Here is a 12,146-nt window from a genome sequence, read left to right as displayed (position 1 = left end):
ACGACACCGGGCTGGTGGAAGAGCTTAAAGATACGGTGGTGCGCGCCTTTTTCGGCAAGAAAACGGAAGGGTTTCTGGGCGAGCTGAAAGACAAGCTGGTCGAACTCAGTGACAGCCTGATCGAGGACGCAGTGCGTAAACCGGTCACACCCATCTGGGAAGAGATGAAGCGGGATGCCCGCTTGCCGTTTGCCCTGACCGATGACAAGGAGCCGGACGGCCTGGCGGTGATCCGCACCTTTGCCGAGGCGCTGCAGGGTACCGGCATACAAATACACCTGGCGGGGCACAGCACCGGCGCCGTGTTGCTGGGGCATTTGCTCGACGCGCTGGATGAACTGAACAATCCGGATTTGATCCACAGCTGCAGCCTGCTGGCGCCGGCCTGCACCCTGGACTTTTTTCAACGGCACTATGCAGACCGGCTGGGCAAGTTGCAGGCAGGCACGGGCAGGGTGACGCTGCCGGCACTGGATATCTACAACTTGTCGGAAAAACTGGAGCAGGACGACAACGTGGCCGGGGTTTACCGCAAATCCCTTCTTTATCTGGTGTCCCGCGCACTGGAGCGCCGCATCGACAAACCGATACTGGGCATGAAAACCTGGTCCAAAACCTTGCCTGCCATGTCCGGTTTGCACCTTCATTATTCCGAGGGCAACAAGGGGCAGATCACCCGCAGCACCAGCCACGGGGGCTTTGACAACGATTACCGGACCATGAACGCCATTCTGAAACGCATTCTCGGCAAGGAGCCGCCACATCCCTTTGTTGAAAAGGAAATGAAGGGGTACTGATGCCTTCGCATAAATCCACTCGAAAAATCAGGGAATTATCGTTAACATAGTCACAAAATCACTTTGAAGAAGAAGCAAATCATGTCTTTACCTCCATGTCCCAAGTGCAACTCCGAATATGTTTACCAGGATCAGGAGCAGCTGATCTGCCCCGAGTGTGGCCATGAGTGGAACCCGGCGGAAGTGGCCGCCGACGATGCACCCATCACCGCCAAGGATGCCAATGGCACCCTGTTGCAGGAAGGCGACCGCATTACCGTGGCCAAGGATCTCAAGGTAAAGGGCAGCTCCATGGTCATTAAAATCGGCACCAAGGCGCTGATCCGCCGCATTGTGGATGCCAAGGATCACGAGCTGGACTGCAAGGTAGACGGCGCCGGTGAAATGATGGTGACCGCCGCCTTTGTGAAAAAAGCCTGAAACCTGGCAGCCTGCTGCGACGAAGAGAACGAGGTATGAAACAGCATGCCTGATGGGTGAGATGAAGGAGGCCGTGAGGCCTCCTTCTGTTTGTATCAGGCCACTTTCTTCTCAAAATATTGGTCGGCACCCAGTTTTTTCATGGTTAAGAAAAGCATGAAAGTAAAGGGGAACCCAATCAGCCAGGAATAATCAAGGAACAAGAAGGAAACGATGGCACCACAGATTAGCGAGCCCATACCAACAGGGCTGAAGCCACTCTTGTAGTTGTAGTGATTTTCATCATAGAGTTTCTCAATGTTCAGCTTCCTTTTTCTTATGATGAAGTAGTCCGCTATCATGATAGCAGCGGCAGGCCCCAGGAAGCTTGAGTAGAAATTTTGAAACTTAAAGAAATAATCACTGCTGAACAGGAGCCAGGGTGCTGTGACGACGGAGAGTATCGAAACGTAAATGATTCCACCTCGCCAGGATGTTTTGAAAATATCCTGAAAAGCAAGAGCCGGCGGCAGTATGTTAAGAGTAAGGTTGGAGGTTATTTGTGCCAGAATGATAAACACAAGCAGTACTATCCCGAAAACAGGGTTAGGTGAAAGTTGAACCAGGCCGGCAATGGGATCGGTGCTGCCAGTGGCCAGGCCAATGAACATGCCTGACACTATCATGAATAACCAGGGGGGAAGGACCCCGGCAAAGTTGGCAATGGCACTTGTTTTTAAGATAGATTTTCCTTTTGGGTTGATTTGCCTTGTGAGGTCAGAACTGTTTAATATCACTGTAGTCCAGTTGGCAAAGGCAGCCATCATCCCTGCAATCCAGGCAAGTCCCCAGGAGCCGGGAATTTCAGATGCAGTGGAAAAATCAATATTGCCTTCAGAGAAAACTACATAGAAAAAATAAATGAGCATCGAGAAAATAATAAACGACATGGCGCCATTAAATTTCGATATGGTTTCTATGCCACGGTACGCGAGTATACTTTGCAGAGATAAAATCAGGAAAAAGTATACCCAGACATTAGAAAAGCCAAAAAGCGTATTAGTGACCTGCTCCAGCGCCAGTGCCCCAATCCAGGTGCCAATGCCATTCCATGCAATGGCAGGGATGCACCTTAAAATGGCAACAAACTTGGTGCCTTTGGTTCCAAAGCTGGTTCTTCCTTGAACAATGAAAGGAATGCCGTATTTCATGCCGGCATGTCCCTGGAATGTCATCAGCAAGGCTACGCCTATACTGGCAACAATACCCGCTGCCAATACCTGAATAAAGTTAAGGCTTCCGGTTGGGTAGAGAAGATATTGCCCAATAACCATAATTTGCACAATAATGCCCGAAGACCAAAATACCAGTGCATAGCTGCTTTGTGTCATTGGTCTTTTATCTTGTGCAACAGGCAGGATGCCATCAGGCGAATCCTGTCGCTTTGAAGTATCTCGATTCATTGAAAATTCCCTTTAATGTTTCTGAGTCGACTGTTTAGTTGGGTATATTTGCTAGATGGTTTTCAATGTAGGTTTACCTCCCATTTGTGATTTATAATTACAAATTATGAATCACAAATGTAAATGAGGTGTTAATTTTTGTCAACCGGACTGGCTGCAAAGTTAGCGGTAGTATTGGTGCTTGAGTTTGTTCGTAGTGCGGGCATCATCCTGATGCCGGTAGTATGTCCGCAAACACAAAGCCGTCCCGCTCCACTACCTCGCCGGGTGCAATGGTTACCGGCTGCCTGAACATGGGGCCGTCAAACACAAAGGTATGAAACTCGCCGTTTTCGCCGCAGGGATCGGTGCCCTCGGGCAGCTCGGCCAGCAATTCGGCGGTCAGCTCGCGGCCGGCGAATGCCTTTGGCACCTTTTTCGGATCCAGGCAGGTGATCACGGCACGCAGGCCGTTTTCAATCATCTTGTGGGGCAGGCTGTCAGTGGGGGTGTGCCAGATGGGAAATACCGCTTCAATACCGGTGCCAGCCAGCTGGTTTTCGCGGTACTGCTTTACGTCTTCCAGCAGCAGATCGCCAAAGCCAAAGGCGTCTATGCCGCGCTTTTTCGCTCCCTTGATAAATGCGCCCATGCGGGCCTGGTAGTCTTCGTTGGTGCAGGGCCAGGGCAGGGCGATGACCTCCAGGGGCAGACCAAGGGCGTCTGCCTGCTGGCGCAGCAGTTCGGTACGCACGCCGTGCATGGCCACCCGTTCAAAGGCTTCGTTGACCGTGGTAAACAGGCCCACCACCTTGTATTCCGGGTGTTGCTGCAGAGTGTGCAGGGCCCAGGCGCTGTCCTTGCCGCTGCTCCAGGACATTAACAGTTTGCGTTTGTGAGTCATGATGCCGCCCCTGAAAAAGCGGCCATGGTAACACGGTGAAATATTATGCCGGTCATCATTATGCCGGTGCGTTTGTGGCAGCGGGTGTATCTTTCAGGGTGGGGTGGTTTTACTGACCAAAGTGAAAGGAGCAAGCTATGTTCAGAGTAACGGTGACCGGTGAAAACCAGCTGGAGCTGGATCTCAGCGGCCGGCTCGACAGCGAGGCCATGAAAGCGGCACTGGATGAGCTGATTGAAAAAAGCCGGGGTATGGAGCACGGGCGCGTGTTGTATCGCATTGGCGATTTCGAGTGGCCCACGCTGGGTGCCATGGGGGTAGAGCTGGCGCGGTTGCCGGCGTTGTTCGGCATGGTGCGCCGGTTTGAAAAAATTGCGGTGGTGGCCGCCAGGGGCTGGATCCGCTCGGCCAGCAAGCTGGAAGGTGCGCTGATCCCGGGGCTGGAGATCCGTGCCTTTACGCCTGAGGAGGAAGACAGTGCCCGGCGCTGGCTATCACAGTAACGATCAACACTCGTGGTCAAGACAGGAGGAATATTCCCATGAATGAGAGAGAGCTGTATCAACAAAAGGCCAAGGCCAGGCTGGATGAGTGGAAAGCCGAGCTCGACAAGCTCAAGGCGCAGGCCGAGCAGGCGGATGCCGACACCCGCATTGAGCTTAACCGCCAGATCAAGACCATGAAGGCTCAGATTGAGCAGGGTGAAAACAAGCTTGATGAGTTATCCGAGGCCGGAGAGCAAAGCTGGGAGGAACTGAAGCAAGGGTTTGAGAATGCCTGGAACAGCCTGAGCGATGCCTTTGGCAAGGCGGCCGACAAGTTTAAGCAACAGCGTTAATCGCTGGCCGGTCTGCGAGACAGGCCCATTTCGTAAAGCCCGGCAAGCCGGGCTTTGTTTTTTGGCAAGCGACCTTGGCCTATAATGCCCGCATATTTTAACCCGCTGTATTCACAGCATATCTGGTGAAAAAGAATGAAATCATTGAAATACGGCGCGTGCCTGGCTCTGGCCCTGCTGCTCTCGGCCTGCGATCACGGCTTTGAAGGGGTGTACGAGACCCGGGCGGACTCCTCCAATCAGATGGTGTCTCAGCTGATGAGCGACTTTTCCGGTCTGATGGGCAGCGAGCAGATTGTGATTGGCCGCGATTATATGGAGCACAATGGTGAGCGAACCCGTTTTGACGACATTTTTGTTCGCGAGTCGGCAGGCAAGCGTTATCTGGTGTTTGTGCAGGGGGAACAGGAAGAAGTCTGGACCATTGTGGATGAGCACACCCTGATGAGAGGCAATGGCCTGGTTAATGTGCGGCTGGAGCGGGTGCGTGATGAATGAGCCTGTGGTCAGCCCCTGTATCGGTCTGTGCCGGCTGAATGAACAACGGCTGTGCATGGGCTGTTATCGCACCATTGACGAGATCACCGGCTGGCGCGAGCGCAGCGAGCAGGACAAGGCTGTTATTGTCCGGCGTGCAAAAGAGCGTCAGCAACAGGGCAAGAGCTAAAAAAACAGCCCCTTTTGGGGCTGTTTTTACAATGTGGCATGACAGCCGGATCAGAAGTTAAGACCCATACCAAAGGTGTAGGCCCAGGCGCCGTCATCGAAGTTGTCTTCGGCGCTGTCGCCGCTGTCAAACAGGAACTGATATTCGGCCCTGGCCTGAATAAAGGTGGTGGGCAGCAGGTAATATTTAAGGCCCGCTTCCAGGCCGGCAATGCCGGTGTCTTTGACTCCGTCACCATAAATGGCACCGAGTGAGGCGCCCACAAAGGGACGAGCCGCATTCTGGCCAAAGTGATAGTCAATGAAGCCCCGGGTACTGCCGTTCCAGAAATCATCGGTCAGATCCTCGCCTTCAATGTCGGCGAAGTTGATGCTCTGGCGAATACCGGCCAAGGTACGGTTGGAAAAATACCAGCCGTAGTCGCCGGAAATACCAAAGCTGCTGTTATCGAAATCCTTGCTGCTGCTACCGGTACCGGACAGTGAGAACTCCCGATCACCCTCGTTCGGACCCATTGTGCTGTGCCCCCCCATGTGCGCGTGTGCCATGGCATAGGCGGGGAGTAAGGTGGCGCCGAGAAGAATGGCTATCGGCGCTTTTTTTAGCATTTTCATGATAACACCTCGGATTAATCATTGAATTCAATCAAGCACTTGCAACTCTTCGAATAAAACTGCGCACCGGGTCTGTAATGGGCCCGGTGAACGAAGCGTGCCACTGTTTTGCTGTCAATCCATGTTTTGTTTTTAATCCTTACCAATTGCTGCAGTCAGCAGGCCTGCTGCAATCGAAGTATAGAAGCCGTCAGAAAAAACACCGGTTTTTCGGTAACCTACTGGTCAAAAATTGTCTCATGAATTTCATTTGGGTCCTTGTTCGGCTGGGCCGGAACAGGTCCTGCGCTGCTATAGTTTCAGCATTCGGCCGGCTGTTCGGCCAGCTTTCAGGAAAGGTGCCCAGATGAACGACGCCGACATCGCCCTGTTGTGGCAACAGTTTCAAAAAAGTCTGCAGGAAACCGGCAGTGCCCTGGGATTAAGTGGTTTTAACTGGCAGGAGTTGCTGGTGTATAGCCTGGGCCAGCTGCTGGTGACCCTGATGATAGTGTTGCTGTTCGGCCTGGTGTATTGGGTGGGATGCGCCCTGATACGACAGGTGCTGAACCGGCTGGGATACGGGCAGGGGCCTTACCGCACCGGGCGGGTCGTGCTGCGCTACCTGCTGGGACTGGCCACTCTGGTGGCGGTGCTGGCCCAGTACGGCGCCGAAGAAGGGGTGATCAAGGGCATGGCCCGGGCCGGGCTGATGGCGCTGGCGTTTTACCTGGTGTGGCAGTTGTTGTCCCGTGGCCTTATTCACCGGCTGTCACGCCATCATCTGGACTCTTCCCTGGTGCAGCTGTGCAAGAATACCCTGTCGGTGTCGCTGATGGCGCTGGGCGCCATTACCGTCATGGCCCAGTTCGGTTTTGATGTGCTCTCCATTATTGCCGGTCTGGGCATAGTGGGCATTGCCGTGGGCTTTGCCGCCCAGTCTACCCTGTCCAACTTTATTGCCGGCATTACCCTGCTGATTGAACGGCCCTTCCGCATTGGTGACTGGGTGTGCATTCACGGGGAAGAAGGCAGGGTGGTGCGTATTGCCTTTCGCACCACCTGGCTGCGCACCCGCGACAACGTGTTCACCATGATCCCCAACGACAGCGTGGCCACCTCCGACATTATCAATTACAGCGCCGAAGGACCTACCCGTATTCGTATTCCCGTGCATATTGCCTACAAGGACTCGGTAGAGCAGGCCAGGGCGGTGATCATGCCCATATTGAGTGCTCATCCCATGTCGATCAACAATGACAGGCTGCAACCCAGAGTGCAGCTGCGGGAAATGGCCGATTCCTCGGTGATCCTCAGCGCCCAGGTGTGGGTGAGTGCTCAGGATGTGGAGGTAAAGGGTCGTATTTCCTGCGAGTTGCTGGAAACCATCAAGCAGGGGCTGGATGAGGCTGGCATTGAAATTCCCTTTCCACACCTGCAACTGCACCTGGACGAAGCCAGAGGGCTGGAGCCGGTATTTGGCCGGGTGTCAGAGCAGGGGGCTGCGATCTCACAAGGAGATAATGAATGAAACATGCGTTGTTTGCCTGTTTTTTGTTGCTGGCCGGCTGTGCCGGCAAGCCGGAGGGGATCACCCCGGTATCGGGTTTTGAGCTCGACCGGTATCTGGGCACCTGGTATGAAATTGCCCGGCTCGACCACTCCTTTGAACGGGGACTGACGCGGGTAACCGCCGATTACAGCCTGCGTGATGATGGTGGTGTAAGGGTGATCAACCGGGGGTTCAATACCGCAAATGGTGAATGGAAAGAAGCCGAGGGCAAGGCCTATTTTGTGGAAAGCCCCGATCTGGCCCATCTGAAGGTGTCGTTTTTCGGGCCCTTTTACGGTGCCTATGTGGTGTTTGAACTGGATGAACACTACCAGTATGCCCTGGTATCGGGACCCAGCCGCCATTACCTCTGGCTGCTGGCGCGAAAACCGGTGCTCGATCCGGCGTTACAAAAACGGCTGATAGCCAAGGCCCGGGAGGCGGGCTTTGCTACTGATGAGCTGATTTTCGTCAAGCAGCAGTGATTGACCTTGATGGATTATGCCAACATACATATGTGACATATACCAAATCAGGGCCTGATACTGGCCAGTACCTCGACCCGCTCTTCCAGTGGCAGCGCCAGGATCAGCGCCTCGCCTGAAGCGGGAAAACGGCTGGTAAGGGCGGTAATGTTAACCTGGTGGCTGACCAGTATCACCGGCAAACCCGGCTCAAGACCGGCGATAAACCGGCGCAGCGCCCGTATTTGCTCGGCGCGCCGGCTTCGCCGGGAAAAAAACGAGTTCAGCTCGGGAGCGGAGTTCACCTCACCCACATTCAGCAGACGGGCGGTATCCAGGCTGCGGCAGAACTGGCTGCTGTATACCCGGGCGTCGGTAATGCCATGGCTGCGCAGGCGATCGCCCCAGGCCTCGGCCTGGGCCCGGCCAAGGGCGTCCAGGTTGCGCTGGGTATCACAGCGCTCCAGTATAAAGCCCGGCGGATCGCCAATGCCGGGGGCGTTGGTATGGCGCATCAGCAACATGGCGCGCCCTTCCTTCAGGGCCTGCCAGGCCTCGGCATCGGTAGCGGCATGAACCGCCGGTGACAACAGCAGAAAAAACAGCATCCATTGAATGATCAGCGTGGGCATGGGGTGTCCTATTGTTTTATGCCAACATACATTAATGCCTTCATAAAAAATTGCCGGCCACTTCAGTATATTCGGTGAATAAAGCTTCGTTTGTATCTGAAGTAAATTATTCAGCTGCACAAGGCCGGTTGCACAGGCCCTGCCGACTAAAGTGGCAGCTACAACAGGGCCGAAAACAGATCATTTGCTTGATGTAATACTGGCAGCCAGCTCGGCAGCCAGTGTGTCTGCCACCTGCTCCCAGCCACTGGCCAGAGCGCGCACCAGGGCAGGGTAGCCGTCTTCCTGAAGCGGCGCCGCTACCTCAAATCCCTGTTGCCTAAGCAACCGGCCCTGTTTATTCAGCAACTGCCAGCGACCGCGGATCAGGGCCATGCCATCGTATCGCCCCTGAAAACGATCCAGCTGCAGGCGGATCTCCCTGGCCGGCAGGTTTGCCAGGCCGGGCTGGCCACGGAAGATGACCTGACTGTTGGGCAGGGTATCGCTCAGCCTGTCCATCAGCAGCTCACGCAGTTGCCCGGACAGGGGCTCGGCCCAGAGATGGTTGCGGGCCTGGTGCACTTCAAGCTCGTTCAGCTGCATGACAATGCCATCACCTTCCAGAAAGGCAGCCATGCTGACGGGGGCAACCATCACCAGCAGCCGGGCGTCGTGCTGTTGTACCGCCGTGGTTTCCGGCAATAAATAGGATGCGCTGGTGCTGTCACCGGAGCCGGCACAGCCGGCCAGGGCAAGGCCCAGCATCAGGGGAATGACGCGCAGGGTATGGGTAAACATTATTTTGCGGCCCTTGGTTGTGGATCCTGAGTGGGTTTACGGTCAAATATCAGTGCGTTTGGCTGATCGTTCAGGGTGCGGATCACCGGCTGCATGTCTGCCATCAGCTGCTCCAGCCGCGACAGGGTCTGCGTCAGCTCGTTGTATCCGTCGGAGTCGGGGGCAAATCCCTGCAGGGTATCGTTGAGCTGGCGCAGGGTCTGGTTCACACTGGCGGGCAGCTCACCCGTGGCCGGATCGGCCAGCAGGGCATCTACCGAGGCGGCGATATTGTTTATTTTACTCATGGTCTGCTGGGTCGCCACCAGAGTGCTGTTCAGGTTGTCGACCACCGGCTCAATCTCGAGATTGTTGAACTTGTCGAGCAGGTTGGAGACTTTCTGCTCAATTTGCGCAAAGCCGCCGGTGGTGGTGGGGAATACCCGTCGCTCCACAAAGGTCATGGACTCGAAAGGATCGGCCTCTTTCTGAAAATTGAGATCCACAAACAGGGCGCCGGTGAGCAGGTTGCCGGCCTTGAGCGACGCACGCAGGCCATGGCCGAACATGCGATCCAGGCGGGCATACCAGGCCTGGGTATCGATAATTTCGGTGGTGTTGTCAAAGCGCTGCGGCTCAATGCGGATCAATACCGGAATGGCGAACCGGCTGAGAGAGTCCGGCTGTGGAGCGGTAAAGTGAAAGGGCACACTCACCACGGAGCCGATGCGCACGCCCCGGTATTCCACCGGCGCGCCCGGCTCCAGTCCGCGTACCGTGTCGTCCACCAGCAGCACGTATTCCAGATACTGATCATAGCTGCCTTCATTGGCGCTTTCCTCGTCGGCAAAGAGCACATAGGTGGCATTGGGCCTGGCCTGGTGACCCATGGCGGTGTTCTCGGGCACACCAAAGGTGACGCCACCGCCTACCAGGGATTCCAGCGAGCCGATGTTAACGCGAAAGCCCTGGGAGTCCAGACGCATGTCAACGCCCGAACTGGTCCAGAACCGGGTCGTTGTGGTCACCAGCACATCGTAGGGCGACTGAATGTACAGCCGGTGGCGCATTTCCCGCTTTTCGGGATCGAACTGACTGTCTTCTACCCGGCCCACGGTATACCCCTGATAGTTGACCGGATCACCGGTGGAGATGGCATTGCCCACCTGACTGATCAGGTTGATGCGCAGGCCGGCAGCATCGGGGGGCGCCACCGGCGGCTGCTCAAGCACCTGAAAGCGCCGCTTTGATTTTTCGCTGGCACCGGGCAGCAGCTGAATGTAGGCGCCGGACAACACGGTATTGAGACCGCTGATGCCTTCCCGGCCGATGCGCGGCTTGACCACCCAGAAACGGGTATCGGCGTTGAGCATGTCTTCTGCCTGAGGACTCATACGGGCAGTAATCAAGGCGTGTTGCAAGTCCTCCGACAGCCTGACTTTTTCCACCTTGCCCACTTCCACGTTGCGGGTCTTGATCAGGGTCTTGCCGGCCTCAATACCTTCTGCATTGTCCATGACCAGGGTGATCGATGGCCCCAGCTTGCTCAGGTTGTCGTAGATCATCCAGGCCCCAATCAGCACGGCGACCAGCGGAACTATCCAGATGGGCGACAGCGATCGTTGGGGGCGGCGCTCGGCACGGGAAGACTCAGACATATTCGGATTCCTTGGGATTATCATTGTTATTCTGCGCTGACAGGGTTTCGGCGCCGGCCCAGATACTGCGCTGATCAAACAGCATGGCCGCCAGCATGGTCAGCACCACCACGGTGGCAAAGGCCAGCGCCGCCGGGCCGGGCTCAATGGACATCAGGTTGCCGTTGCGGATCAGCGCTACCAGAATCGCCACCACAAACACATCCACCATGGACCAGCGACCGACAAATTCGGTCATGCGGTACAGGCGAATGCGGTTCATGCGGCTGAGCCCGGATTGTCCGTATTTCACGATGTAGCACAGCCACAGCAGCGCCAGTATCTTGCTGACCGGCACCACCACGCTGGCGGTGAAAATAATAAAGGCGATGGGCCAGTCACCGTGCTGCACAAACAGCAGCACGCCGCCAAGAATGGTGGAGGGGGAGCTGCTGCCCAGTGAGGTGGTGATCATGATGGGGTAGAGGTTGGCGGGCAGATACATGATCACCGCCGCGGCCAGCAAGGCCAGGGTGGCCTGATTGTTAACCCCGTGCCAGGGGTGCAGGGGTTCGTCACAGCGGGCACAGCGCGCCTTGCCGCTGTCGGGCAGGCGGTTGATCATGCCGCAGGTGGTGCAGCCGCACAGGCCCTGAGCGCTGGCGGTACGGCCGGTTTCAGCCTCGGGCGGGGCCATGCGCTTGTGATCCAGAAAAAACCACAGCCAGTCCCTGTCCACCGACTGGGTGGTCAGCAGCAACAACAGGGCAAAGGCGCAGAAGGTCCAGAATGACAGGCCCAGCTCGATGTCGGCCATGCCTACCACCTTGATCAGGCTGACCAGAGTGCCGATCACAAAGACGTCGGCCATCATCCAGGGCGTCACATGACGCAGGGTACGGGCAATCTGCCGGCTGCGGGGCAGGGGGCGGCGCAGCAATGCCCCCAGGCACAGCCAGCCGAGACTGCACAGGTAGATAAATGGCAGAATAATCACCGTCAGCAATACGCACAGCGCCATCAGAGGCTGATGCAGGCCGATCAGAATGGCAGCGCTGTCGGTCAGCTCAATGCGGTTGCCGATGCCGCTCAGCTCAAAGCCGATAAAGGGAAACGCCACCGACAGCACCAGGGCGATCAGGGTGGCCACTACCAGGGCCAGGGTGCGTTCGGCCGGATTGGCATGACGACGTACCAGGGTATGGCCACAACGCGGGCAGTCTGCCTTCTGGCCCGGCGACAGTGCTGGCAGAGACACCAGCAGGTCGCATTCATGGCACACCCGCAAGCGGCGGCGCGAGACCGGCCGTTGCCGGCGAGGCGGGGCTGAAGCTGGCGTATGCGTCTTGCTCAAATGAACATCCAAAACAATGAAAGATCAGTTACTTGATACTACGACAGGTCTTTACCCGGAATAAAGCCGAATACGCATAACAAAAAGCCCCGCTTGTGCGGGGCTTGT

Annotated in this window: 15 protein-coding genes; 8 read left to right on the top strand and 7 right to left on the bottom strand. The window is 56.1% G+C overall.

Going from position 1 to position 12,146, the window contains the following annotated elements; all coding sequences use genetic code 11:
• Positions 1-14: 14 nt before the first annotated feature.
• On the top strand, positions 15-797 hold the full coding sequence (locus tag DA373_RS12210) for a hypothetical protein (RefSeq protein WP_107852592.1): 783 nt from the start codon (positions 15-17) through the stop codon (positions 795-797).
• 81 nt (positions 798-878) lie between these two features.
• Positions 879-1,217: a zinc ribbon domain-containing protein YjdM gene (locus tag DA373_RS12205; RefSeq protein ID WP_107852591.1), complete on the top strand. Its 339-nt coding sequence runs from the start codon at positions 879-881 to the stop codon at positions 1,215-1,217.
• A 95-nt stretch (positions 1,218-1,312) separates the two neighbouring features.
• Here the strand turns inward: DA373_RS12205 and DA373_RS12200 are convergent, their stop codons facing one another.
• Both DA373_RS12200 and DA373_RS12195 read right to left on the bottom strand, forming a co-directional pair.
• Positions 1,313-2,659 (bottom strand): cytosine permease, encoded by a 1,347-nt coding sequence (locus DA373_RS12200; protein ID WP_107852590.1) that lies wholly within the window; start codon positions 2,657-2,659, stop codon positions 1,313-1,315.
• A 205-nt stretch (positions 2,660-2,864) separates the two neighbouring features.
• On the bottom strand, positions 2,865-3,542 hold the full coding sequence (locus DA373_RS12195) for a Dph6-related ATP pyrophosphatase (RefSeq protein WP_107852589.1): 678 nt from the start codon (positions 3,540-3,542) through the stop codon (positions 2,865-2,867).
• A 137-nt stretch (positions 3,543-3,679) separates the two neighbouring features.
• Between DA373_RS12195 and DA373_RS12190 the strand changes: the two genes are divergently transcribed.
• The 4 genes from DA373_RS12190 (at position 3,680) to DA373_RS12175 (ending at position 5,047) form a co-directional block, all read left to right on the top strand.
• Complete coding sequence (locus tag DA373_RS12190) at positions 3,680-4,045, top strand: SpoIIAA family protein (protein WP_107852588.1); 366 nt, start codon at positions 3,680-3,682, stop codon at positions 4,043-4,045.
• 38 nt (positions 4,046-4,083) lie between these two features.
• Positions 4,084-4,380, top strand: coding sequence for a sll1863 family stress response protein (locus tag DA373_RS12185; RefSeq protein ID WP_107852587.1), 297 nt, complete (start codon positions 4,084-4,086; stop codon positions 4,378-4,380).
• A 135-nt stretch (positions 4,381-4,515) separates the two neighbouring features.
• Positions 4,516-4,878, top strand: a complete 363-nt coding sequence (locus DA373_RS12180) for a hypothetical protein (protein WP_107852586.1) — start codon at positions 4,516-4,518, stop codon at positions 4,876-4,878.
• A complete protein-coding gene (locus DA373_RS12175; protein ID WP_107852585.1) occupies positions 4,871-5,047 on the top strand; it encodes a DUF1289 domain-containing protein in 177 nt (58 codons plus the stop codon). The genes DA373_RS12180 and DA373_RS12175 overlap by 8 nt, the downstream gene beginning before the upstream one ends.
• Positions 5,048-5,097: 50 nt before the next feature.
• Here DA373_RS12175 and DA373_RS12170 read toward each other — a convergent pair whose 3' ends face one another.
• Complete coding sequence (locus tag DA373_RS12170) at positions 5,098-5,562, bottom strand: porin family protein (RefSeq protein WP_232821269.1); 465 nt, start codon at positions 5,560-5,562, stop codon at positions 5,098-5,100.
• Between the two features lie 445 nt (positions 5,563-6,007).
• Here DA373_RS12170 and DA373_RS12165 point away from each other — a divergent pair, with 445 nt between their 5' ends.
• Entirely contained in the window at positions 6,008-7,171 is a 1,164-nt protein-coding gene (locus DA373_RS12165) for a mechanosensitive ion channel family protein (protein ID WP_107852583.1), read from the top strand.
• Positions 7,168-7,677: a lipocalin family protein gene (locus DA373_RS12160; RefSeq protein ID WP_107852582.1), complete on the top strand. Its 510-nt coding sequence runs from the start codon at positions 7,168-7,170 to the stop codon at positions 7,675-7,677. Before DA373_RS12165 ends, DA373_RS12160 begins: the two co-directional genes overlap by 4 nt.
• A 47-nt stretch (positions 7,678-7,724) precedes the next feature.
• Here the strand turns inward: DA373_RS12160 and DA373_RS12155 are convergent, their stop codons facing one another.
• The 4 genes from DA373_RS12155 to DA373_RS12140 form a co-directional block, all read right to left on the bottom strand.
• Positions 7,725-8,288: a histidine phosphatase family protein gene (locus DA373_RS12155; protein WP_107852581.1), complete on the bottom strand. Its 564-nt coding sequence runs from the start codon at positions 8,286-8,288 to the stop codon at positions 7,725-7,727.
• A gap of 180 nt (positions 8,289-8,468) precedes the next feature.
• Entirely contained in the window at positions 8,469-9,068 is a 600-nt protein-coding gene (locus tag DA373_RS12150) for a PqiC family protein (protein WP_107852580.1), read from the bottom strand.
• Positions 9,068-10,705, bottom strand: a complete 1,638-nt coding sequence (gene pqiB / locus DA373_RS12145; RefSeq protein WP_107852579.1) for an intermembrane transport protein PqiB — start codon at positions 10,703-10,705, stop codon at positions 9,068-9,070. Before pqiB ends, DA373_RS12150 begins: the two co-directional genes overlap by 1 nt.
• The gene (locus tag DA373_RS12140; protein ID WP_107852578.1) at positions 10,698-12,038 is read right to left on the bottom strand and encodes a paraquat-inducible protein A; all 1,341 of its coding nucleotides are present in this window, start codon (positions 12,036-12,038) and stop codon (positions 10,698-10,700) included. The genes pqiB and DA373_RS12140 overlap by 8 nt, the downstream gene beginning before the upstream one ends.
• Between the last annotated feature and the right edge of the window lie 108 nt (positions 12,039-12,146).

This window comes from Oceanimonas marisflavi (genome assembly GCF_003049725.1).
In the GTDB taxonomy this organism is placed as follows: domain Bacteria; phylum Pseudomonadota; class Gammaproteobacteria; order Enterobacterales; family Aeromonadaceae; genus Oceanimonas; species Oceanimonas marisflavi.
This window is presented reverse-complemented; position numbering and strand designations above follow the sequence as displayed.

Bases quoted from the DNA above. Each gene is read 5' to 3' on its own strand.
- DA373_RS12190 (WP_107852588.1), top strand. From the start codon at position 3,680: ATGTTCAGAGTAACGGTGACCGGTGAAAACCAGCTGGAGCTGGATCTC.
- DA373_RS12170 (WP_232821269.1), bottom strand. From the start codon at position 5,562: ATGGGTCCGAACGAGGGTGATCGGGAGTTCTCACTGTCCGGTACCGGT.
- DA373_RS12160 (WP_107852582.1), top strand. From the start codon at position 7,168: ATGAAACATGCGTTGTTTGCCTGTTTTTTGTTGCTGGCCGGCTGTGCC.
- DA373_RS12165 (WP_107852583.1), top strand. From the start codon at position 6,008: ATGAACGACGCCGACATCGCCCTGTTGTGGCAACAGTTTCAAAAAAGT.
- DA373_RS12155 (WP_107852581.1), bottom strand. From the start codon at position 8,288: ATGCCCACGCTGATCATTCAATGGATGCTGTTTTTTCTGCTGTTGTCA.
- DA373_RS12175 (WP_107852585.1), top strand. From the start codon at position 4,871: ATGAATGAGCCTGTGGTCAGCCCCTGTATCGGTCTGTGCCGGCTGAAT.
- DA373_RS12180 (WP_107852586.1), top strand. From the start codon at position 4,516: ATGAAATCATTGAAATACGGCGCGTGCCTGGCTCTGGCCCTGCTGCTC.
- pqiB (WP_107852579.1), bottom strand. From the start codon at position 10,705: ATGTCTGAGTCTTCCCGTGCCGAGCGCCGCCCCCAACGATCGCTGTCG.
- DA373_RS12185 (WP_107852587.1), top strand. From the start codon at position 4,084: ATGAATGAGAGAGAGCTGTATCAACAAAAGGCCAAGGCCAGGCTGGAT.
- DA373_RS12150 (WP_107852580.1), bottom strand. From the start codon at position 9,068: ATGTTTACCCATACCCTGCGCGTCATTCCCCTGATGCTGGGCCTTGCC.
- DA373_RS12195 (WP_107852589.1), bottom strand. From the start codon at position 3,542: ATGACTCACAAACGCAAACTGTTAATGTCCTGGAGCAGCGGCAAGGAC.
- DA373_RS12205 (WP_107852591.1), top strand. From the start codon at position 879: ATGTCTTTACCTCCATGTCCCAAGTGCAACTCCGAATATGTTTACCAG.
- DA373_RS12200 (WP_107852590.1), bottom strand. From the start codon at position 2,659: ATGAATCGAGATACTTCAAAGCGACAGGATTCGCCTGATGGCATCCTG.